The sequence below is a fragment of the Corallococcus sp. AS-1-12 genome, assembly GCF_020036995.1.
GTDB lineage: Bacteria > Myxococcota > Myxococcia > Myxococcales > Myxococcaceae > Corallococcus.
Genome location: NZ_JAIQDD010000004.1, coordinates 26,751 through 48,559 on the forward strand (window position 1 = coordinate 26,751; position 21,809 = coordinate 48,559).

The window sequence follows — 21,809 nt, forward strand, 5'->3', positions numbered from 1 at the left end:
TACGCCGGAAAGCGCGGGGCCGGTCCCCACCTCCCCCCGTTGACGTATCCGTGGGGTGGCTGGGCTAGGGTGACGCGTCATGGCCGTGTCGAAGAACCGCCCCCCGCAGGATGCCCTGCCGCCCCGCCTGGATGCGCTGCTCGAAGCCTTGATGGACCGCGACTTCGCGACGCGGCTGCGCAAGGTCTACCAGGCCGCCGCGGTCGCCATCGACCGGCTGGGGCACCTGAGCATCGTGAAGTACGAGCCCACCACCGCCGAGCCCGACGACGCCGCGGACCTGTCCCTCTGGGAGACGATGGCGCCCGCCATCGGCGAGACGCTGACGGACGTCAACAAGCTGGTGGCCGCCATCCGCGACGCCTTCCCGCCGCCCGCGCGCCCCGCCACGCCCAGCGACGGCGGCTGGGCCCCGCCGCCCGCGAGCTCCGACGAGCGCCTGTCGCAGGAGGCGGAGGCCGTGCTGCACGCCAGCGCGGAGCGCCTGTCCAGGCGCTTGCAGGAGCTGGGCGTGCAGATGCGCCGGCCGGAGGTGGTGAGCGACCGCTGGACGCTGATGTCGGAGCTGGCCGCGTCGCGCGCGGACTTCCGCAACCGCATCGGCGACCTCGTGTACCTCACCGCCGCGGCCTTCGCGGACGTGCGCCGCGAGGACGTGGTGCCCGGCTACGCGAACCAGGTGGGCGCGCGCGTGGCCCTGCGGGGCGCGGCGGCGGACCTGCGCCGCTCACTGCAAGGACGGCTGGAGCGCGCCGCGAAGGCCACGGACGCCCAGCGGCCCGCGCTGGCGAGGCAGGCCGAGGAGAGCCTGGCCGCGTTCGTGTCCCTGCCCGCGTCGCTCGCGCTGAAGACCCCCACCAAGCGCGAGATCGTCGCGGCGCGAGGCCGGCTGCGCGAAGCGGGCGCGCGCGCCGAGCTGGGGCCGGACGTGCTGCCCGGGCTGGTGGAGCCCTTCCTCGCGCTGCTGGAAGAGGCGATGGAGGAGCTGACCCGCGCGTGGCTCACCGTGCACGACCGCGAGGTGTGGGCCGCGAGCGGCGTCCGGCTGGAGCAGGTGGAGATGCACCTGGAGCTGGGCTCTCCGGGCGCGGCGCGCGTCCTGGAGGAGGCGGTGGCCGCGGCGGGCGCGCTCTCGGGCCGCTCGGCGCCCTTCGACGCGTTCCTGCGCAAGGGCCGTCAGGAGGCCTCCGCGGGGCTCAACGAGGCTGGCGCGCGCGACCTGCTCGCCCGCTTCCGCGAGCGGCTGGCCAGCCTGCCGTTCAGCTAGCGAGCCCCGCCTCGACCAGGCCCGGGTGCCACCGGGCCCAGGAGGCGAACGGCTGGCCGGCTCAGGGCTTCGCGGGCGTGGCCGGCGCGGGCAGCGCGGGGGCGTCCTTCTTCGGAGGCAGGATGCGCAGCTCCTCGAAGCGCTCCGCCAGCGTCTGCGGCGTCAGCTCCTCCTGCCACTGCTTGGGGTTGGTGTTCCACCCGAAGTCGGCCGGCACCTTGCCGCCGCCCTGGCTGGTGTAACCAATCATGTCCGGGAACTGCGCGGACCAACGGCCGCCGGGATCCGGCTCCTTGGTGACGTGCTGCCGGTTGGGGAGGATGAAGGGCTTGGGCTTGGGAGCATCACTCATACAGCCAAGCCTCTCCGAAAGAGACCTCATTGGGTAGAGCCAAGCGGGGCTCCCGCCGCCTTCGCGCATGGTTCTTGGGGGGCAGCACGCTGGGCCCCAGCTCGAACACCGCCGCGAAGTAGCGCGCCTGGGACTCGCTGCCGTACCGGTAGCGCCGCACGCCCCCCGCGTGCGCCACCTCCACGCGCCAGCCCTTCCGGTCGCACATGACCTTCACTGTGTTCCCTGCACCCATCCCACGCCTCCCCCGTCCCGTTGCTGTCCGAGGGGGTACGCCATGAAATCCCCGTGCCAGCGCCCGCGAGCCCGACCAACAGCTTGCGCTGTCCAAGGGTGAGCAGTGGGAGCCCGGCCGGTAACCTTTGCAGGCTGCCCTGGAGGGCGGGCTTCTGTCCCTGAAAGGTGGGGCAGGGCGCCACACCGGGTCCTCGCGGCGCGGCGACGGTCTGCTTGTGTCGGGCGGATCCTGCGTTAACTCAATGGCATGACCCACTTCGAGACCCAGAGCGGAGAGCGGTTCGCGGACTTCGATCTTCCCGAGGGCTGCATGATGTGTGGCGGCGCGGTCTCCATCCGGGCCACGCCAGCCGGTGCCCACGGCTATTGCCCGCAGTGCCATGTGCTGTCGCGCCCGCAGATGCGCGTGAAGCCCAATGGCGTCGAGCTCTCCTTCGAGACCACGGCGCTCGCCTGAAGCAACGGGCGCATTCCCCATGCTGACAGCCCGCCCGGGGGCACGTCTCCTTCCCGGCGCGGCGATGACGAAAGCGCCCGTGCGACCCCTCCGCCGCACGGGCGTCAGTGCACCAGGGACAGCAGCAGCGGCGCGGTGAAGAACGACAGCGGGATGCCCACGCCCACCATCAGCACCGCCAGGTCCGCGTCCAGGTCGTGCTCGGCCGCGAGGATGGCCGCCGTCACCATGGGCGCCATGGCGATTTGAAGCACCGTGGCCTGCCTCACCACCAGCGCCAGCCCGGGCATGAGCATCAGCAGGCCCATCACCGCCAGCGGCGCGAGCACCAGCTTGTAGGACAGCCCCAGCGCCAGCGCCGGCGCGCGCGGCCACAGCCCCTTCAGCCGCAACTGGAAGCCCACGACGAACAGCGCCAGCGGCGTGAGCAGGTCGCCCAGCCGCTGCAGCACGGACTCCAGCCAGTCCGGGAAGGGAACTGGGCGCAGGAGCAGCGCCACCACCAGCGCCTGGAACGGGGTGAACCCCAGCACCTTGCGGAGGAGCGTGCGCACGGACAGCTCCGTCCGGGCACGGGCCCTCGCCGCCGTCAGCGTGGCGAGCGTCGCCAGCACCAGGAACGAGCCCAGTTGATCCGCCACCACCGCCACCGGCACGCCCGGGGGCCCCAGGAGCGCGGCGGCCATGGGCAGGCCCACGAAGGCCGTGTTGCCCAGCCCCGCCGTGAGGATGAGCGCCGCCACCGACTCGCGCGCCAGCCCCAGCCTCGGCCCGAGCAGCCGCATGAAGAGCGTCGCGCCCGCGAAGAGCAGCCACGGCGCCGCGGCGGCCACCACCAGCCCCGGCGCGAACTCCAGCCGGTGCATGGCGCGCAGCACCAGCGCCGGCAGGGACACGTTGAGCAGGAAGACGTTGAACGCGGGCGCCGTCCCCTCCGGGAACCGGCCGCTGCGCCGCGCCAGGACGCCCAGGACCAGGCACACCCCCAAAAGACCGATGACCTGCCCCATGCCCGCCTTGCGTCCCGCCTTCCTGGGTGTGGATTGGCGCGGCAACCTGGAGGAGCCCGGATGCGATGTCCAGCGCCTTGAAGGCGCGCCCGGGGAAGTCGCGTTTCGCGCGCGGCTGGAATCGGGGGCATGCTGACGGGCGCCCGCGGTCAGTCCTTCCACCCCACGGCCGTCGGGCACACGCCATGAATCCCGTTGCCACGGTGTTGAGAGCGCTGGGCGGGGGTGGCCTGCCACGGACGTACTGGGTCCTGTGGGTGGGCACCTTCGTGAACCGGCTGGGGTCCTTCGTCGCGCCGTTCCTGGCGCTCTACCTCACGCGCGAGCGCGGCTTCAGCGTGGAGCAGGCGGGCTTCATCGTGGCCCTCAACGGCGCGGGCGCGGTGCTGGCGGCGCCCCTGGGGGGCATGCTCGCGGACCGGGTGGGCCGGCGGCTGACGTTGGCGGGGGGCCTGTGGCTGGGGTCGGGGGCCATGCTGCTCATCGGCCACTCGGAGACGCCGGGCCGCATCGCGGTGGCGGCCTTCCTGCTGGGCATCCTGGGGGATTTATACCGGCCGGCGGTGTCCGCGGCGGTGGCGGACCTGGTGCCGCCCCAGGACCGGGCGCGCGCGTACGGGCTGCTCTACTGGGTCATCAACCTGGGCTTCGCCATCGCGCTGCCGCTGGCGGGCCTGCTGGCGGGGCTGGGCTACCGGCTGCTCTTCATCGCGGACGCGGTGACCACGTTCCTCTACGGCTGCTGCGTCTGGGCGTTCGTGCCGGAGACGCGGCCCCCGGAGGCGCGGGCGGCGCACGCGGCGCACTCCCCGCTGGGGGCGGTGCTGACGCCCTTCCGGGACGGCGTGTACCTGGCCTTCTGCCTGCCGGTGTTCGCGCTGGCCCTGCTCTTCCACCAGAGCTTCATGAGCCTGCCGGTGACGCTGACCCAGCAGGGCCTGACGCCCGCCGAGTACGGGCTGGTGATGTCCGTCAACGGGGTGCTCATCGTCGCGCTCCAGCCCCTGGTCGTGCGAGGCGTGGGCCGGGTGCGCCGCTCCACCGCGCTGGCCGTGGCGGGCGTGCTCACCGCCGTGGGCTTCGGGCTGCACGCGCTGCCGGCCACCGTGCCGCTCGCGATGGCGGCGGTGGCGGTGTGGACGCTGGGGGAAATCGTCCACTCGCCGGTGGCGCCGTCGGTGGTGGCGGACCTGGCGCCGGCGGAGCTGCGCGGCAGCTACCAGGGCGCGTACCACATGATGTGGGGCCTGGCGTCCAGCGCCGCCCCGGCGCTGGGCGGCGCGATGCTGGGCCACGTGGGCGCCACCGCGCTGTGGGCGGGCTGCTTCTGCGTGGGCCTGGCCGCCGCCGCGTGGCACCTGACCATCGCGGGCGCGCGCAGACGCCGGGTGGAGACGCTGCGGCTGGAGCGCCCGGAGATGAGCGCCAGCCTGGACTGAAGGCGGCTACTGCCCCACGCCCAGGAGGGCCTCCGGCCGGGTGAGGCCGCGCGCGCGGGCGACGGGCTGGAGGATGTCCTGCGGCGGCGCGTCCGCGGTCAGCAGCAGCGCGCGCACGGCGGTCTCCACCACGTCCTCCGCGCCGGGGCGCACCATGCCGCGCCGGGCGTCCTCCACGCGCTTGCCCCGGTACAGGTCGAAGCGCTCCTTCACGTGCTTCGCCACGTCCGCCACGGCCTTGTCGCCCGCGTCCACGCGCAGCTCCAGCTCGTTGCGAAGCTGCACGGGGTCCGCGAGCACGCCGTAGCGGTCATAGCCCTTGTGCGCCAGGTCCTCGTGCAGCACCGCGTAGTCCTGCGTGCTGGGCGCGGGCACCTGCTGGGGCGCCAGGAGGTCGCGCATCACCGACGTCACGGTGGCCGTCACGGTGAGCCGGTGCAACTGCACGTCGTAGACGAAGTCCGAGTACATGGGCTCCTCCACGGTGATGGGCTCGCGGAAGACGGCGTCGCGGTTGCGCTGCACCTCGGAGCGCTGGAGCTCCGCCTTCTCCAGCGCCGCCTGCACCGCCAGCTCCAGCACGCGCGTCGCCTTGGCCTTCTGGGACATCAGGCCCTCGTCCTGGGTGCACTGCCCCGAGCACCGCTCCGGGTCGCACTCGCCAGGCACCTTGCCCGGGCTCTTCGCGTCGCGGGCCTCCTCGCCGCACTCCTGGATGGCCGCGCGGCACTCGCGCTTCTCCCGCTCGCGGCAGCGCTCGGCGGCGTCGCGCAGCGTGCCCAGCTCCACCTGGGCGCGCAGGTACTCGCGCAGCACGGCGGCCTGCTTGCGCTCCACGCCCTCCAGGGTGCGCTCGGCCTCCAGCAGCTTCTTCTCGTAGTCGCCGCGCCTGGGGTTGGGCACGGAGCGGTTGCCCGCGAGGTAGCGCTGGCTGCGCTGGGAGTCCTCCACCGCCTTGAGCGGCAGCACGCGCTCCAGGGACAAATCCAGCTTCACGCCCACGCGGCCCGGGGGCGCCTCCGTCACGACCTTCAGGGGCAGCTTCGTGGGCAGCGCGGACGCCAGCCGGCCCGCGCTCAGCCGCTGGGCGACGTCGGGGGCCTGGGCGTTGTCCTCCACGGGCGTGGCCACCACCAGGAAGGCCACCTCGTCGCGCAGCCGCTGCCGCACGGCCTCCGCGCGCTCGCGGGCGGCGGTGGCGCCCACGCGCTCCTGGTCCGCGCGCACGTAGGCCACGAGCGCGTTGCCCAGCTTGCCGGACTTCTCCAGCGTCTCCGCGCTGGCGAAGAAGCGCTTCGCCCACGCCACCTGCACGGCGTCCACGCCCTTGCGGGCGTTCACGTGCTCCGGAGACACGGCCAGCACCGCGTCCAGCTCCGCGCGGGCGTCCTGGAGCTTCTCCTCCTTGAGCAGCCCCAGGGCCACCTGCACGCGCGCCTCCAGCGTCTGGGCGAGCAGCGCGCGGGCCCCATCATGGTCGGGGTCCAGCTCCAGCACGCGCACCAGCAGCCTGGTGGCGGACGGCAGGTCCCCGGAGGCGTGGGCGGCGCCGGCCTCCTGGTACACCTCCGCGCCCCACTCCTTGCGCACCGCGCGCAGCTTCACGGTGATTTCAGAGGCCTCCGGGTCCGCGGCCAGGGCGCGCAGGTAGGCGGCCTCGGCCTCCGCCCAGTGGCGCTCCTTCACGGCGCCGTCGCCCTCGCGCACCGCGCGGGAGAAGGCGGAACAGCCGCTGAGCAGCACGAGCGACAGCACGGCCAGGGCGCTCAGCCAGCGGGAGGAATCGCGAGGGGGTCGGGCGGGGGAGCTCACGCGCCGCATTCTCGCGGGAAAGCGCTCCGGGCGTGAAGATTCCGGCGGCCCGCCCGGCTGGTTGCTCCGCGTGAAGGCAGACATCCTGGCGGGACGGGCCAGGGGCGCCCGACGTCATTAGGCTGTTGTGCCTTTTGAATGTGTCACACCCACACCGTCTTCTGCTGGCAGCGATGAGCCTGGGTGCGGGCGTTCAGGTTCCAGGCGGCGGACGGCCGGGAATGACGCGACGCACCAGTCAGTAGAGGGAATCAGCACCCACGAGGGGGGCTAGAGAGAATCCAATGCCTTGTCCACAGCCGCGTCCCACCAAGTTCCACCTCCCGCTGCGGGCCGATACGTTCTCCATCGAGGAGCACCGCAACGTCCACTGCCGCTTCTACGGCGGCTGCATCGACGTGGCGGTCCGTCAGGACTGGGAGAGCTTCACCTGCGCCAAGTGCCCGCTGTTCCGTGAGGACAAGGCGCCGGGCGCCAGCTCGTTCGCCTTCACGCAGCCGGCGAACTACGGGCAGCCCTGAGGTGTCTTGTGTTTCAGGGTCTGTGATTGAACCGGCCGGGCGTCCTGGGCGCCCGGCCCCTGCATCCCGGGAGGACCCGGCCCACCTTGTCAGGCGGCGAGGGGACAGCGAATGGAGGAGCGTCGGGTCACATCCTGGTTGGAGCTGCAGGACCTGCTGTTCGCGGGCTCCTGGAACGAGCCGCTGGGCCGGTTCCGGACGAGCTTCGTGTTCCGGGGCGTCCCGGACGCGACGCTGGACCTGACGGCGACGCTCAACCGCCAGGGCGCGTTCGTGCGGCTGGAGCGGGACCTGCTGCGGGCCTTCCGCAAGTACGCGCGAGGCGTGGAGGGCACGGAGCGGCTGACGTCCATCTGGGACTGGCTGGCGCTGGCGCAGCATCACGGGATGCCGACGCGCCTGTTGGACTGGACGTTCAGTCCCTACGTGGCGCTGCACTTCATGACGGAGCGCGTGGACCTGCTGGAGCAGGACGGCGCGGTCTGGTGCGTGGACTATCACCAGACGAACCAGCAGTTGCCCCGGCCGCTGCGTGAGCAGTTGCGGTTGGAGGGGGCGGACGTGTTCACGGCGGAGATGCTGGCGACGGTGGCGGGCGACCTGACGACGTTCGACGGGTTGGGCGAGCACCCGTTCGTGTTGTTCTTCGAGCCGCCGTCGCTGGACGCGCGCATCGTGAATCAGTTCGCGCTGTTCTCGGTGATGAACGGGCCGGGGCTGAGCCTGAACGAGTTCCTGGGGCACCAGCACCAGGGCGTGCGCCGGCTGGTGGTGCCGGCGAAGCTCAAGTGGGAAATCAGGGACAAGCTCGACCAGGCGAACATCACCGAGCGCGTCCTCTTCCCCGGCCTGGACGGCCTCAGCCGCTGGCTGCGCCGCTACTACGCGCCGCGTCCCCGGTAGGAACCGGAGCCTGTGGCTCCGGCGCGGGCGGTGGGGCCGGAGCCTCTTGGGCGGGTGTGCCCTCATCCGGAGGCCCCGGCGATTCCGCGACCACGTCCCCCTGGGGAGTGACCGCGTAGAAGAACCATCCATCCAGGATGCGGCGGCGCGGTCCCGCGCATCGCTCGAAGTCGGGATCCAACAGCACGTAGTAGAGCCCGGGCGTCGGCCCCGTGAAGAGCGAGACATTGAGGCCGTCCTCGGGATGTTCGCAGCCGGAAAACAACCGGCGCGGGTTCGTCCTGACGAACTCGCGAACGGCGCCTACCGCGGCCTGTGCCGCGCCCGCGGGCATCGGGCTCTCCACGGGCCGGGCCGAGCGTTCATCCGGCCATTCGACGACGCCCTTCCACGCGGCCGCGGGATGCCTGCACCCGGACAGCATCAACAGGAGCCCCAGCCATCCATGTCCCTGTCGCATCCACCGTCCCCTACTCACGCAGCAACCGGAGAGCGCCACCTTCGCAACGGGGCGCGACACTGAGGCCACCTGCAGGAGCGGGCGCACAGCGCCCCAGGAGGACCCAGTCCCGCCGGGCCTCGCTCCATTGTTCGATCTCACCCGTGGGAAAGTAGCGCAGGAAGATGCGGGTTCCATCCTGTCGCTCCGCGACCACGGCCGAGGCCATTTCGAGAAACGCGTCCTGGAACCGGGCCGGTGCGGGGTTGCCTGGAATCAATCGGACCTCCGCCATGGCGACGGCGGGCCTGAACGCATCCGTGGGCCAGGCCCCCAGGTCCGGTGAGGAGGGCACCGCTCCGCAGGGATGGTTGTGGATGTAGCCCACGACCCAGACCCGAGAGGAAGGGTGGTCCGCATCTTCCACCGCGAAGAAGGGCGTGCATCGGTTGTGGCGCTCCCGTGTGGGCTCGGTCACCCGCCAGGACAAGGAATCACGCGTTCCCGCCACGTAGACCGTCGAGCAGTACTCCGTGGAGAGGCCTGGAATGGGTCTCCGCGTGCCCGGGTCGCACGTCTTCGCCCCCGGCAGTCGGAGCAGCGCATCCGCCACGTCGCGCAGCAGCGAAATGGGAATGGACCGCTCACCCGTCGGCATCTCGACGGCAGGGACCTCGGACCAGGGCCCCCGAGCACGCTCGACCTCGGCGATGGTGCCCGGTCCTCCAGCGCACCCCACCAGCAACACCAGCCATGACAGCAGCGCGAATCGCACGGCGCGGAATCCTCGCATCCACGCGAGGAGACCGCATCACGCGTGCACGGGCTCTCCACCCACGGGCCCGGACCGGTCCCGGTCGCGCCGTGCCGCGCGCTCCGCGTCCTCCCGGGCCCACCGCGCCTCATCCTCGCGCGCGTTCTTGTGCGCGAGCGCCCCCCCCACGATGACCCCACCTATCACCAGCATCATCAACAGGATTCCCACCACCATCGCGCCGACGATGAGCATCTGAACCACCTCCACCTCCCAACGATGCGTCGCGCCTGCCCCTCCCGCAGGCCTGAGCCGACACGCCCTGCGGGACCTTGTCTCCCTGTCCGCCCCCACCCGTGTCTGCGACCCCGGGGCCCCCCGCCTGGCAATGGACAGACATGGGACGCACCTTTGCCAGAGCGCCGCCGGGACCACCCCACATGGAGGTGCGCCAATGCCAGACACCACCGGCACCCAACGCCCCAAGCCCCCACCCCCCACCTGGAAGCCCAAGCCCCCGCTGCCTCCACGGCCCCCACGCCCGGACGCCGCTCCCCCCACGTCCGGCGGTGAATGCCCGCCGCACGACGACTTCGACGACCCCATCGCGTCCTGGTAGGGAAAGCGGGCATGAGCGTGCCCCGCCCCAACCCCCTGCTGTCGGACCGCGACGTGGACTTCCAGCTCTACGAAGCGCTGGACACCGCCGCCCTCTGCGCGCTGCCCGCCTTCCAGGAGCACTCGCGCGACACCTTCGCGCTCCTGCTGGACAGCACCCGCCGCTTCGCCCGCGAGGTGCTCGCCCCCACCTACCGGCCCATGGACGCCGCCCCGCCCGTCTTCGAACACGGCCGCGTGCGCGTCCACCCGGCCATGCGCTCGCTCTACGCCGGCATGGTCGACCTGGGCCTGCTCACCGCCACCCGCCCGCCCGACGTCGGCGGCCAGCAGCTCCCGCTCACCGTGCACGCCGTGGCCAGCGCCTACCTCATGGCCGCCAACCTGAGCGCCTATGGCTACCTGGGCCTCACGATAGGCGCCGCGCACCTCCTGGAGGTCTTCGGCACGCCCTTCCTGCGCGACACCTTCATGGCCCGGCTCTACAGCGGCGAGTGGACCGGCACCATGGCCCTCACCGAGCCCCAGGCCGGCAGCAGCCTCGCGGACGTGAAGACGCGCGCCACGCCCGCGCCGGACGGCGCCTACCGCCTCCAGGGCTCCAAAATCTTCATCAGCGGCGGCGACCAGGACTTCACCGACAACGTCGTGCACCTCACCCTCGCCCGCATCGAGGGCGCGGAGGGCGGCACGCGCGGCGTGTCCCTCTTCGCCGTGCCCGCGAAGAGGCCCCAGGGCGACGCCTTCGTCCCCAACGACGTCCAGGTGGCCGGCGTCATCCACAAGATTGGCTGGCGCGGCCTGCCCAGCCTCGTCCTCAACTTCGGTGAGAACAACGACTGCCACGGCTGGCTCGTGGGCGAGCCCGGACGCGGGCTCGCGTGCATGTTCCAGATGATGAACGAGGCGCGCATCATGGTGGGCCTCAACGGCGTGTCCACCGCCGCCGTCGCCTACCAGGAGTCGCTCGCCTACGCGCGCGAGCGCCCCCAGGGCCGCCCCGCCGGCATCCGCGACACCGCGCGCGCCCAGTCCCCCATCATCGAACACGCGGACGTGCGGCGCATGCTGCTGCGCCAGAAGGCCATCGTGGAGGGCGGCCTCGCGCTCCTGCTCGCCACCTCCACCCAGGCGGACCTCGCCCACCACGCCCCGGACGAAGCCACGCGCAGGCGCGCGCGGCTGCTGCTGGACCTGCTCACGCCCATCGCCAAGACGTTCCCCGCGGAGAAGGGCTTCGAGGCCAACGCGCTCGCGCTGCAGATCCACGGCGGCTACGGCTACTCCAGCGAGTACCTCCCGGAGGCGTGGCTGCGCGACCAGAAGCTCAACAGCATCCACGAGGGCACCACCGGCATCCAGGGCCTGGACCTGCTCGGGCGCAAGGCGGTGGCGGAGGGCGGCGCCGCGCTCCAGGCGCTCGACGAGGAGGTGCGGGCCACCGCCGCCCGCGCCCGCGCCGCCGGCGTGGAGCCCGCGTGGAGCGACGCGCTGGAGGACGCGCTCCAGCAGGCCACGACCCTCACGCTGGAGCTGGGCGCGCGCGGCATGGCCGGCGAGGTGGACGTGATGCTCCGCCACAGCACGGACTTCCTGGAGCTCTTCAGCGTGGTGGCCGTGGCGTGGCGCTGGCTCGAGCAGGCCGCCGCCGCGAAGGGGGGGCTCTCGCGCGCGCCCTCACCGGAGGACACCGCCTTCTACGAGGGCAAGCTCGCCGCCGCGCAGTACTGGTTCGCGGTGGAGGTGCCGCGCGTGCCGCTGCTCGCCCACCTGTGCCGCACGGGCGAGGACTCGTACGCGCGCATGCGCCCGGACTGGTTCTGACATGTCCGTCTCCTTCCACCTGTGCCAGCCCGGCAAGGGCGCGTCGTGCGGCGCCTGCTGCGGCCTCTACAACTTCCGCGACCACTCGCGCGCGGCGCTGACCCGCAGGCTCACGGCGCAGACGGAGCGGCTCTCCCGCACGCCCCACACCCCCGAGGCCTACGGCGAGGCCGCGCGCGAGCTCACCGCGAACCGGGACGCCCCCGCCCTCTTCCCCATCGTGCGGGTGTGTCCCCTGCTGGGCTTCCTGGACGCGGAGCACCAGCGCGTGGGCTGCCTGGGCCACCCGCTGGTGACGGGCGGCACGGACCTGCGCGACTGCGGCGTCTACCGCGCCACCACCTGTGAGACGTTCACCTGTCCGTCCTTCGGCTGGCTCACCGACGCGCAGGCCCGCCTGGTCCAGGCCGCGTGCGCGGACTGGTACCTGTACGGGCTGGTCATCACCGACGTGGAGTTCGTGCGCGGCTGCCTGAAGCTCCTCGAGTGGGAGCTGGGAGGCCCCGCGTCCCCGGACCTGCTGCGCGAGCGCCCCGACTCGCTCGCCGCCGTGCGCAGCCTCTTCGCCCTCAAGGAGACGGCGCCCGGCCGCGACGGGCAGGCCGCCGTGTTCGGCCGCTTCGCCCATGACGCCGAAGGCGAACCCACCCCGCGCTCGCTGGACTACGCGGCGCTGGGCACGCGCGCCGCCCCCGAGGACGACGTGGTGCTGTGCCTGGGCTACACGCCCTCGGATGCGGCGGAGCTGCTCGCCGCCAGGGCGCGGGTGCGCGAGCACGTGCGCGCCGTGGCCGCCACCTTCCCCGCCTGAGCCCGCGCCATCCAGAACCCGACACCCCGTCGCACGTGGGCCGCTTGCAACGGCAGGGGGTCGTCCGCAGGTTCGCCTGCGGGAGGGTTGGCGGATGGGTGGACGGTGGATGTGGTGGGGGATGGTGGGGCTGTGCTCGCTCGCTTCCGGCTGTTGGGAGCACGACACCGTGGACGCAGTGCCGGCGGAACCGGCGACGCTGCGGACCCGGGACTCCGCGAGCGGCGGACGGATGGTGCCGGCCACGCCCGCGCTGGCGCGAAGCACGGTGGACGGAAACCGTGCCCCCGGCGGCGACGCGAGCCCCACGGCGAACGCGCAGGTGCCTCCGGACGCGGCGCCTCCGCCCGGAGCCCGGCCGCTGCCAGGCCCCCGCGTCAACGAGCCCGCACAGGGCACCCCGGCCCAGGCGAACGCGCGGCAGCAGCCCGCGACGCAGGCCCCCGCCGAGGGCCGGGTGATGATTGGCGCCCAGGCCGTGCAGGCCAGCGACGACGAGGCCTGGTACGAGGGCGCGGCCAAGGCGGCTCAGGCGGCGGTGACGGACACCTCCGCCAACCGGCCGCTGGAGCAGGTCATCATCGCGTCCAGCACGGTGAGCGGCCGGGTGACGCGCGTGGGCAGGAACACCCTGCACGTGCGCGACGGTGAAGGCACCGTCTACGAGCTCCAGCTCGACCAGCGCAGCCGCGGCCTGCGCCAGGGCCAGCGCGTGCCCCTCAAGGAAATCCAGGAGGGCACCCCGGTGCGCGCGCAGTTCGTCCTCATGGGCGGACGCACCGTCGCGCGCGACGTGCAGGTCCGGCGCTAGGCCCGGAAACGACGACACCCGGGAAGCCATGAGGGCTCCCCGGGTGCCTGTCTTCATCCCGGCCCCCCTCACACGAAGGGAGCCGGGCTGGAAGCGGATGCGACTACCAGACGGCCTTGAGCGTCACGCCCGAGTAGGCGCTGTAGCCACGGATCTTCACGTAGTACTTGCCCGCGGTCGTCTTGGAGAGGGTGCAGGTCTCCGTGTTGCCGGACAGGTACGGACGGCAGTCGTAGGAGCTGGTCGTCGGCGAGGAGCCGAACTTCACGTACAGGTCGCCGTCACCCGTGCCACCGGAGGTGGTGATGGTGACCGAGCGGCCGGCCGGCACGTCCAGGGTGATCCACTCGTTGGTGAAGGAGCCGGAGGCGCCGGCGATGCCCGTCACCGGCACGTTGTTCTGCAGCACGTTGCCGCCGCCACCGCCGGTGGTGTACGTGCCCGTCAGCGACACGCCCGAGTACGCCGAGTAGGCGTTCAGCATCACGTAGTAGGTGCCCGCCTGGATGTTGGTGATGGTGCACGTCTCCGCGTTGCCGCTGGCGTACGGACGGCAGTCGTAGGTGGCCGAGTCCGGCGCGGCGCCGAAGCGCACGTACAGGTCCACGTCACCCGTGCCACCGGAGGTGGTGAACGACAGGGACGTGGCGCCCGTGGGGACCGCCAGCGAGAAGTACTTGGCGTTGCCCGCGCTGTCGCTCAGGCCCGTCACCGCGGTGCCGTTGGACAGCGGGGTGGAGGTCGGGGGCGGCACCGTCACGCCCACGCCCACCGCTTCCCAGGCCGCCTTCACCGCGTCCTGCGTCGCCGCGTCGTAGCCCAGGTCCGCGGCGGCCTGGATGGTCCAGGTCTTCGCCTGCGCGAACGTGGTGCTCGCCGTGAAGAGGTCGGTGTTGGCCTTGTACCAGATGCGGGCGGCCTTCTCGACGCCGATGGCCGGCACGTTGATGCTGCTGCGGCCGCGCGGGTGCACGCCGCCCTTGGAGAGCAGCGCGAACGCCAGGTTCGGCACGCCGGAGCTGTAGTGCACGTCCGTGCTGGACGTCACGTTGGGCGCCCAGTCCTTGGACACGCCGTCCTTCGCCGGGTCATCCATGTAGCGCAAGGCGTCGTTCGCCGTGCCCGGCGTCCAGACGTCCTCGCCCACCATCCAGATGGCCGCCGCCGTGCTCCAGTTGTTCACGCGGCTCTCGCAGACGGCGCCGAACGTGTCGGACATCGCCTCGTTGAGGCCGCCGGACTGGCCGGAGTACGTGAGGTTGGACTCGTACTCCGTCACCGCGTGGGTCAGCTCGTGGACGGTGACGTCCGCGTCCTTGCCCAGCTCGATGGAGTTCACGCCGTCGCCATCGCCGTACACCATCTGGGTGCCGTCCCAGTAGGCGTTCACGTAGTTGGTGCTGTAGTGCACCGTGCTGATGAGCGTGGCGCCCGCGTTGTTCAGCGAGTCGCGGTTGAAGAGCACCTTGTAGCAGTCGTAGGTGTAGCCCAGCATGTCGTAGTTGGTGTCGACATGGGAGTCACCGATGGCCGCCTGGCCCTCGCTGCGCTTGAGCGTGCCCGGGGTGGAGGTGCCGTTGTTCGCGCTGTACACCTTGCGGTTGAGCGCGGAGTGGATCTGCGGCGCGCGCAGCACGATGGAGCCGTCCTGGGCGGACACGTACACGCGGTCGCGCAGCGGCATCAGGTTGCTCTCACCCGTCACCGTCACTTCGTACGCCAGGCGCAGCGCGCCTTCCTCGGTGCGCACGTACACCAGGCGGGGAGCACCCTGGGCCTCCAGGCCCGTGCCCACCGTCGCGCTCAGCGCCGCCTCACGCGCGGACGCGGCCGCGATGCGCGGCAGCGCGGACACGTTCGCGCCGTCACGCGCGGAGCCGTTGGCGCGGAACACCGTGCCGTCCGGACGCACGTGCACCACCAGCTCACCGCCGACGACCTCCAGGCCGTTCTTCGTCTGCGTGAAGCGCAGGTGCTGGTTGCCCTGCTCGTCGGTGCTCGACTTGCGCAGCACCATGTCTTCCGCGTTCAGCCGGAACGCCGGCGCCACGCGCGCCACCGCCTGGCGGCTCGCGTCCAGCGTGTTGAGCGTCCGCTCCACGCGGCCGAGCTCGCCCTGGATGCTGTCCGGGATGCCGTCCGCGTGCACGCCCACCACCTGGGCGCCGCCGAGCGCGTTCAGCGTGCTCTGGATGTCCTCGCCCGACCTCTCCTGCTCAGGCGCCTGAGCCTCTTCCCCCGAGGGACCCTGCGTACCGCACGCCGTCAGAGCCACGCCCAACCAGGCCGCGCCAATCGTCTTCAACAGTCGATGAGCCAACGCGATACCTCCATGAAGAAACAGCGGGGTGCTACGTGACACACTTGAATTCATCAGATCAACTACTTTTTGCAGAAAGTACGTTTGGTCACTTTCTCGCGCCCTACACAACAAGCATGAATAGCTGGAATTACAGCTTTAGCGAACCTGAGCCATCTTGCTGTTCTTCAGCTTATCTCAGGAGACAACGGTCCTGCATCCAGGATGTCTCAAAAAATGTTTCATGAGACGGGCGGAAGGATGCCTCAGGGGTCTGACATGACGCGGAACGGCGAACGCCGGTGGGCGGAGCGGCTGTGCGTGGGGGTGCTGCTGGCGCTCACGGCCTGCGCGTCCCGAGCCCCGGTGGTGACGCAGGTGCCAGCGCCGCCCACGTTGTCGGTGGCGCAGGTGGCGCGGCTGCTGCCCGCGAAGGTGAAGGGGGCGGCGGAGCGCGAGGGGTGGGCGGGCGACGTGCTGGCGGCGCTGGACGCGGAGGCGATTCCGGCCGCGGCGCCGGAGGTGTGCCAGGTGCTGGCCATCATCGAGCAGGAGTCCGGATTCCAGGCGGACCCCGCGGTGCCGGGGCTGCCCAGGATGGTGCGTCAGAAGCTGGACAGCACCGCGGGGCGGCTGGGCCCCCTGGGGCGGCGGCTTCTGGATGACGTCCTCGCGGCGAAGCCGAAGGGGGCGAAGCGCACCTTCGGGGCGCGGCTGGACACCCTGCGCACGGAGCGGGACCTGGACCGGCTCTTCCGGGACATGCTGGCGTACTACGAAGCGGAGTACCCGGCGGCGTACGCGGCCGCGGACCTGGCCAGCTCGCTGTTCGGTCCGTCTTCGTTCGCGGGGCAGAACCCCGTCACCACCGCGGGCTCCATGCAGGTCAGCGTGCGCTACGCGGTGGAGAAGGCGGGCCCGGACGCGGATCCGGTGGCGGTGCGCGAGTCGCTCTACACGCGCGCGGGCGGCGTGCGCTACGGCACCGCGCGGCTTCTGGGCTTCCAGGCCGCGTACGACGCGCCGCTCTACCGCTTCGCGGACTACAACAGCGGCGTCTACAGCTCGCGCAACGCCGCGCTCCAGGCCCAGGTCAGCCGGCTCACCGGCGTCCCCCTGGCGGCCGACGGCGACCTCCAGCTCTATGACAAGGACGGTGAGCCGCGCGGCGAGGACAGCCAGAGCCTCCAGGCGCTGCTCCTCTTCCGTCAGCGCTACGCGCCGGACCTGAGCGAGCGCCGGGTGCGCCGGGACGTGGAGGAGGAGAAGACGGCGGACTTCGAGAAGACGGACACGTACCTGGCGGTGAAGCGCGTGTACGCGAACCGGACGGGCCAGGCGCCCGCCTACGCCCAATTGCCCCAGGTGACGCTCAAGAGCGTGAAGCTGAGCGGGGAGCGCTCCACCGCGTGGTTCGCGAAGTCGGTGGACGCCCGCTACCAGCAGTGCATGGCCCGCCACCGCCAGCCGGCGCGGTAGCGGGCCGCCACGCCGGGACTACGGCGTGGTGAAGGCGGCGCTGAACGTGTCCGCGGTGATGATGGGCAGCAGCTCCGCGGTGACGTACGGGGCGCGCGAGGGCTCGTAGTTCGGCGAGCCCTCCGCCATCACGCGCACGTAGTAGGTGGTGCCCGGCAGCAGCAGGTCCGGCGGCAGGCGGACATGCGTCCGGTCACCGGGCACATAGAAGCGCAGCGTGGGGTTGGCGGCGTAGGTGCTGATCAACTGGATGACGGACACCACGTAGTTCCGGGCCGTGCCCAGGACGGGAGGCCGCCAGGAGATGACGGGCTGGTTGGTGCCCACCACGCGCGACACATAGGCGTCCACGCCGTCGATGCGCAGCTCCCGCGGCGGCGACACCGGCGGCTGGATGGGACCGGCGATGAGGCGGTCCAGCCGGTCGGTGACGTAGATGTTGCCGCTGGGGTAGTGGATCCGGCTCCCGATGACGACGGGCGTCGCGGCCCGGAACGAATAGCCCGCGGTGCCCACCACGCCCCAGTTGGACGGATAGGGATTGCCGTAGGCGAGCCGGCTCGCGATGACGCCGTCCTCGCCGCGCGGCAGCCACATGTTGAACAGCTCCCCCTGATAGCCCACCCAGCCGTCCTGGTAGCCGAACGGCGCGGGCACCAGCGACAACGACGGGTAGTTGAGCGTGCCGCTGGGGTTCGCGTCCGAGCGCCAGCGGGTGAACTCGCTCAGGCGCCACTCCAGGGAGAAGGGCGTCTGCCTCACGGGCTGCAGCGTGGCCGTCAGCGGCAGCGGGGTGGTGCCGTCCGGGGTGAACGAGAACGACGGCAGGTGCGCGCTGCTCACCACCGACTGGTACGCCAGGGTCCCGCCGCTCGGCAGCGTCCCGGCCTGCACGGAGTTGAGCTGGTTCACGTAGATGCGGTCGCCCTTCGACGCATCCAGGACAGGGGCCCCGTAGCCGTTGTTGAGGTACGCGGAGGCGTACGGGTCGACGATGGACGTGTCGCCGGCCGGGGCCCACACGGACAACGCGCTGAACAGGTCCACGTCCGCGCTGCTGAGCTGCACGGAGCTGCCCTGCTCGGAGATGGACACATAGTCCTGCCAGGGCTCCAGGTTGAAGAGCTCCACCGACGCGGGGGAATCCACGAACGCCGACAGGTAGACCGCGTCCGGCCGGCCAATGCGGTTGACGCCCAGGTCGAAGTGGCGCTCGCGCGTCAGGTAGTAGTTCCGGCCGGAGCGCAGGAAGTACTCACCTTCCGGAACGGTGTCGAAGCGCATGCCCCCCGCCACCGGCGTGCCGGAGTACCGGTCGAAGGCGATGCCGTTGGGGACCAATATCTCCAGGTCGCGGCCGGCCAGGCTCTGGGGCACCACCGTCACCCCGGCGCTGGAGTGGAAGCGGGAGTCCGCCGTCACCAGCACGGACGTGCCCGCGTCCAAAGGCCCCGTGCCCCCGTCGGGCTCGCCACAGCCCGGCAGCATGTCCTCGTTGGCGATGACCGCGGTCCCCTCGCGGGGGTCCATGGCGATTTCGGGAGGGTTCACCTCCTCGGAGGGAGGCGCGGCATCCCCGCAGCCCAGCCAGGCCGCGCAGGTGGGGACGAGCAACAACGACAGACGTCGCAAGGACATGATGGGCCTTCGTGACAAGCAATCGCAATGATTGTCCGATCCCGGCCAAAACCAGACGCTGCCTTCTATACGCGAAGCGTCTGACTTCCTGATTATTTACTTTTTGGAGGATAATTCTGGTGGGCGCAATTCCAGGCTTGCGCCCACCTGCCTCTGCCTTTAGCGGCCCGGCGCGGCCGGCGGGGCGAAGCGCTTGTCGGAGATCTTCATCTCCGTGACGGGGCCGTACTTCCGGGCCACGTCGCGCAGGGCCTCCGCCTTGCCAATGAGGACGAACGTCAGGTCCTCCCGGGCGGGCAGGACGCGCTGGAGCACGGTGTGCACGCTGCCGCGGGTGGCCGCGGACACGGCGTCCGCGAACCCGTTCACGTCCTGTGCGTCCAGGCCGTAGAAGGCCAGCTCCGACAGCTTCATGGCGAGCTGTTCGCCCGTCTCCAGCGTCGGGGGGAACTGCCCCAGCACGTAGGCCTTGGCGGAGGCGAGCGTGGCGTCGTCCATGCCGTCCTGGCGGTAGCGCGCCAGCACGTCCAGTGCCAGGTCGATGGCACGGCCCGTGGAGTCCGTCTGGGTATAGGACGTGAGGACGACGGTGCCGGGCTGGAGGGCCGGGGCCAGCGAGGAGCGCGCGCCGTAGGTGAGGCCGGTCTTCACGCGCAGCTCGGTGTTGAGCAGCGAGGTGAAGCGGCCGCCCAGCACGGTGTTGCCCAGCTCCGCCACGACGCGGTCCGGGTCGGTGCGGCGGATGCCGGTGTTACCGATGGCGAAGTAGGTCTGGGTGGCGTCGGGCTTGTCCACCAGCAGCACGTGGCGGCCCTTCGTGGGCGCGGTGGGGGGCACGGCCGCGAGCGGCTGCGCCGCCGGGGCCCATCCGCCCAGCGCGGCCTCCAGCTTCGCGGCGAGCTGCTTCGCGTCGAAGTCGCCCACGACGGAGAGGATGAGCCGATCCCCGCCCAGGTTCGCCTTCGCCCAGCCGAGCACGTCGGCCCGGCTGATGCCCGGCAGCGACGCCTCGCTGCCCACCGGGGAGCCGCCGTACGGGTGCGAGGGGAAGTGGAAGGCGTTGAAGTACACGCCGATGAGCGCGCGCGGGTCGCCGTCCTTGGCGGAGGCGATTTCGGACACGCGCAGCGCGCGGGCCTTCTCCAGCTCCTGCGCGTCGAAGCGCGGGCGCACGAGCATGTCCGACAGCAGCTCCACCATCAGCGCGGTGTCGCGGGACTGGAAGCTGCCGTTGAGGACGAGCGCCTCGCGGGCGGGCACGACCTCCAGCTCGCCGCCCACGCCGTCCACGGCGTCGGCGAACTGCTGGGCGTTGCGGGAGCCCGCGCCCTTCTGGAGCAGCTCGGCGGTGAGCGCGGCCAGGCCCTCCTTGCCGGCGGGGTCGGTGACGGCGCCGCCCTTGAGCCACGCGCTGAAGGACACCAGCGGCAGCTCATGCTTCTCCACGAGCAGCAGCCGCACGCCGTTCTTCAGCGTGACGGAGGCCGTCTCCGGCAGCGTCACACCCTTCGTGGACAGCGGCGTGACGGGCGCGGGCGTGGCCGGGGCCTCCGGCGCCGCGGGGGGCGGCGTGGACGAAGGCGTGGGAGCGGGCGCCGGCGTGGTCGCGCACGCGGAGGTGAACAGCAGCGCGGCGAGCGTGGAGCGCATCATCAGGGGACCGGCGGAACGCAGGCGGAAGGGAGCACTCATCGCGCGGCCTCCTTGTTGGCGGGAGCGGCGGGGGCCGTGGTGGGGACGAGCCAGCCCACGGTGCGGTGGTCGGGGTTGAAGATGCGGGCGGCCAGCGCCTTCACGCCGTCGCGGGTGACCTGCTCGTAGCGCGAGGGCGCGTCGAACAGGGTCTTCCAGTCTCCCCGGAAGGTGGCGGCGTTGCCCAGCTCGCGGGCGCGGCCGCTGTTGGTCTCCAGCTTGCGCCAGAAGGTGGCCAGCGCCACGTTGCGCGCCTTGCGCAGCTCCGCGTCGGTGACGCCGTCCTTCACCACGCGGGCCAGCTCCGCGGTGAGCAGCGCCTCCGTCTTGGCCAGGTCACCGCCCGGCGGCAGGTCCACGGCGAGCCAGACGAGCGACGGGTCGAAGCCCCCGGCGGTGGAGCCGCGGACGCGGATGGCCATGCGCGTCTCGTCCACCAGCTTGCGGTGCAGGCGCGACGAGTCCCCGTACGTGAGGATGAGGCCCAGCAGCTCCAGCGTCTCCATGTCCGGGTCGTTGGCGGCGAGGCCGTGGTAGGCGACCTGGAGCAGCGGGGACTGCGCCAGCTTCTTCACGACGATGCGCCGCTCGCCCTGCTGCTCGGGCTCCTTGGTGCGCACGGGCTCCGGCGCGGGCTGCGAGGGGATGGTGCCCAGCGTGGCCTCCACCTGCTCGAAGACGCGGTCCGGGTCCAGGTCTCCCGCGAGGACGAGCGTGGCGTTGTTGGGGGCGTAGTACGTCTTGAAGTAGCGCTGGAGGTCCTCCATGCGCCAGGACTCGATGTCGGACGGCCAGCCGATGACGGGGATCTGGTACGGGTGCGCGACGAAGGCGGTGGCCTGGAGCTGCTCCTGGAGCGCGCCGTTGTTGTCATTGTCCACGCCCGAGCGGCGCTCGGAGTAGACGACGCCGCGCTCGGACTCGATGACCTTGGGGTCGAAGGCGAGCGACTGGAGCCGGTCCTGCTCCAGGTCCAGGATGAGGGGCAGCGCGGAGGCCGGGAACCAGTCCAGGTAGACGGTGACGTCCTCGGAGGTGAAGGCGTTGTTGGCGCCGCCGTTGGCCTCCATGACGCGGTCGAACTCGCCGGGGCCGTACTTCTTCGCGCCGTTGAACATCATGTGCTCGAAGAAGTGGGACAGGCCGGTGATGCCGGGGCGCTCGTTGCGGCTGCCCACGCGGAACCAGTTGGCGAGCGCCACGTTGGGGATGTCGTGGTCCGGCCAGACGATGACGGTGAGCCCGTTCTTCAGCGTGCGGGCCTGGATGTCCGAGCCTGGCTTCGCGGCGGGGGTGGAGGCGGCGGGCCTCGCGGAGGACTCGGAGACGGCCTGGGCCCCGGCCTGGGGCGCACCCAGGAGGGCCAGACAGGCGAACCACGACAACGGCGGACGGAACATCCTTGCTCCTGGGGAAGGACCACGGCGGCGCCCGGGAACGGGCGAA

21 protein-coding genes are annotated in these 21,809 nt (G+C 71.7%); 10 read left to right on the plus strand and 11 right to left on the minus strand.

Annotation, left to right across the window (positions count from 1 at the left end; genetic code table 11):
* Window positions 1-79: 79 nt before the first annotated feature.
* Window positions 80-1,267: a hypothetical protein gene (locus K8556_RS07340; protein ID WP_223739310.1), complete on the plus strand. Its 1,188-nt coding sequence runs from the start codon at window positions 80-82 to the stop codon at window positions 1,265-1,267.
* A 61-nt stretch (window positions 1,268-1,328) separates the two neighbouring features.
* On the opposite strand, the gene K8556_RS07345 is transcribed toward K8556_RS07340, so the two are convergent.
* Window positions 1,329-1,619 carry a hypothetical protein gene (locus tag K8556_RS07345; protein WP_223739311.1) on the minus strand — a complete coding sequence of 97 codons (291 nt, stop codon included), beginning with the start codon at window positions 1,617-1,619 and terminating at the stop codon, window positions 1,329-1,331.
* Window positions 1,612-1,854, minus strand: a complete 243-nt coding sequence (locus K8556_RS07350; protein ID WP_223739312.1) for a hypothetical protein — start codon at window positions 1,852-1,854, stop codon at window positions 1,612-1,614. The genes K8556_RS07345 and K8556_RS07350 overlap by 8 nt, the downstream gene beginning before the upstream one ends.
* 249 nt (window positions 1,855-2,103) lie before the next feature.
* Here K8556_RS07350 and K8556_RS07355 point away from each other — a divergent pair, with 249 nt between their 5' ends.
* On the plus strand, window positions 2,104-2,313 hold the full coding sequence (locus tag K8556_RS07355; protein WP_223739313.1) for a hypothetical protein: 210 nt from the start codon (window positions 2,104-2,106) through the stop codon (window positions 2,311-2,313).
* A 104-nt stretch (window positions 2,314-2,417) separates the two neighbouring features.
* On the opposite strand, the gene K8556_RS07360 is transcribed toward K8556_RS07355, so the two are convergent.
* Window positions 2,418-3,323 carry an AEC family transporter gene (locus K8556_RS07360; protein WP_223739314.1) on the minus strand — a complete coding sequence of 302 codons (906 nt, stop codon included), beginning with the start codon at window positions 3,321-3,323 and terminating at the stop codon, window positions 2,418-2,420.
* Window positions 3,324-3,508: 185 nt separating this feature from the next.
* Between K8556_RS07360 and K8556_RS07365 the strand changes: the two genes are divergently transcribed.
* Window positions 3,509-4,762 carry an MFS transporter gene (locus tag K8556_RS07365; protein ID WP_223739315.1) on the plus strand — a complete coding sequence of 418 codons (1,254 nt, stop codon included), beginning with the start codon at window positions 3,509-3,511 and terminating at the stop codon, window positions 4,760-4,762.
* Window positions 4,763-4,768: 6 nt separating this feature from the next.
* Here K8556_RS07365 and traC read toward each other — a convergent pair whose 3' ends face one another.
* Window positions 4,769-6,583: an outer membrane exchange accessory lipoprotein TraC gene (gene traC, locus K8556_RS07370; RefSeq protein ID WP_223739316.1), complete on the minus strand. Its 1,815-nt coding sequence runs from the start codon at window positions 6,581-6,583 to the stop codon at window positions 4,769-4,771.
* Window positions 6,584-6,858: 275 nt separating this feature from the next.
* Here traC and K8556_RS07375 point away from each other — a divergent pair, with 275 nt between their 5' ends.
* Both K8556_RS07375 and K8556_RS07380 read left to right on the plus strand, forming a co-directional pair.
* Window positions 6,859-7,095: a hypothetical protein gene (locus tag K8556_RS07375; protein ID WP_223739317.1), complete on the plus strand. Its 237-nt coding sequence runs from the start codon at window positions 6,859-6,861 to the stop codon at window positions 7,093-7,095.
* Window positions 7,096-7,206: 111 nt separating this feature from the next.
* Window positions 7,207-7,998 (plus strand): FRG domain-containing protein, encoded by a 792-nt coding sequence (locus K8556_RS07380; RefSeq protein ID WP_223739318.1) that lies wholly within the window; start codon window positions 7,207-7,209, stop codon window positions 7,996-7,998.
* On the opposite strand, the gene K8556_RS07385 is transcribed toward K8556_RS07380, so the two are convergent.
* The 3 genes from K8556_RS07385 to K8556_RS07395 are packed head-to-tail and all read right to left on the minus strand — an operon-like array spanning window position 7,955 to window position 9,446.
* Window positions 7,955-8,458: a hypothetical protein gene (locus K8556_RS07385; RefSeq protein ID WP_223739319.1), complete on the minus strand. Its 504-nt coding sequence runs from the start codon at window positions 8,456-8,458 to the stop codon at window positions 7,955-7,957. The genes K8556_RS07380 and K8556_RS07385 overlap by 44 nt on opposite strands.
* A gap of 10 nt (window positions 8,459-8,468) precedes the next feature.
* Complete coding sequence (locus K8556_RS07390; protein WP_223739320.1) at window positions 8,469-9,212, minus strand: hypothetical protein; 744 nt, start codon at window positions 9,210-9,212, stop codon at window positions 8,469-8,471.
* A gap of 36 nt (window positions 9,213-9,248) precedes the next feature.
* Window positions 9,249-9,446 (minus strand): hypothetical protein, encoded by a 198-nt coding sequence (locus K8556_RS07395; protein WP_223739321.1) that lies wholly within the window; start codon window positions 9,444-9,446, stop codon window positions 9,249-9,251.
* A 199-nt stretch (window positions 9,447-9,645) separates the two neighbouring features.
* Here K8556_RS07395 and K8556_RS07400 point away from each other — a divergent pair, with 199 nt between their 5' ends.
* The 4 genes from K8556_RS07400 to K8556_RS07415 all read left to right on the plus strand — a co-directional run bounded on the left by K8556_RS07400 (window position 9,646) and on the right by K8556_RS07415 (window position 13,255).
* Entirely contained in the window at window positions 9,646-9,810 is a 165-nt protein-coding gene (locus tag K8556_RS07400; RefSeq protein ID WP_223739322.1) for a hypothetical protein, read from the plus strand.
* 11 nt (window positions 9,811-9,821) lie between these two features.
* A complete protein-coding gene (locus K8556_RS07405; RefSeq protein ID WP_223739323.1) occupies window positions 9,822-11,633 on the plus strand; it encodes an acyl-CoA dehydrogenase in 1,812 nt (603 codons plus the stop codon).
* Between the two features lies 1 nt (window position 11,634).
* Window positions 11,635-12,444, plus strand: a complete 810-nt coding sequence (locus K8556_RS07410; protein WP_223739324.1) for a hypothetical protein — start codon at window positions 11,635-11,637, stop codon at window positions 12,442-12,444.
* A gap of 94 nt (window positions 12,445-12,538) precedes the next feature.
* Window positions 12,539-13,255, plus strand: coding sequence for a hypothetical protein (locus tag K8556_RS07415; protein ID WP_223739325.1), 717 nt, complete (start codon window positions 12,539-12,541; stop codon window positions 13,253-13,255).
* A gap of 103 nt (window positions 13,256-13,358) precedes the next feature.
* Here K8556_RS07415 and K8556_RS07420 read toward each other — a convergent pair whose 3' ends face one another.
* A complete protein-coding gene (locus K8556_RS07420; RefSeq protein ID WP_223739326.1) occupies window positions 13,359-15,575 on the minus strand; it encodes a M4 family metallopeptidase in 2,217 nt (738 codons plus the stop codon).
* A gap of 258 nt (window positions 15,576-15,833) precedes the next feature.
* Here K8556_RS07420 and K8556_RS07425 point away from each other — a divergent pair, with 258 nt between their 5' ends.
* Window positions 15,834-17,033, plus strand: coding sequence for a DUF1615 domain-containing protein (locus K8556_RS07425; RefSeq protein WP_223739327.1), 1,200 nt, complete (start codon window positions 15,834-15,836; stop codon window positions 17,031-17,033).
* An 18-nt stretch (window positions 17,034-17,051) separates the two neighbouring features.
* Here the strand turns inward: K8556_RS07425 and K8556_RS07430 are convergent, their stop codons facing one another.
* From K8556_RS07430 to K8556_RS07440, 3 genes are all read right to left on the minus strand, one after another.
* Window positions 17,052-18,671, minus strand: coding sequence for a fibronectin type III domain-containing protein (locus tag K8556_RS07430; protein ID WP_223739328.1), 1,620 nt, complete (start codon window positions 18,669-18,671; stop codon window positions 17,052-17,054).
* A 159-nt stretch (window positions 18,672-18,830) separates the two neighbouring features.
* The gene (locus tag K8556_RS07435; RefSeq protein ID WP_223739329.1) at window positions 18,831-20,363 is read right to left on the minus strand and encodes a pitrilysin family protein; all 1,533 of its coding nucleotides are present in this window, start codon (window positions 20,361-20,363) and stop codon (window positions 18,831-18,833) included.
* Window positions 20,360-21,763, minus strand: a complete 1,404-nt coding sequence (locus K8556_RS07440) for a pitrilysin family protein (protein ID WP_223739330.1) — start codon at window positions 21,761-21,763, stop codon at window positions 20,360-20,362. Before K8556_RS07440 ends, K8556_RS07435 begins: the two co-directional genes overlap by 4 nt.
* Between the last annotated feature and the right edge of the window lie 46 nt (window positions 21,764-21,809).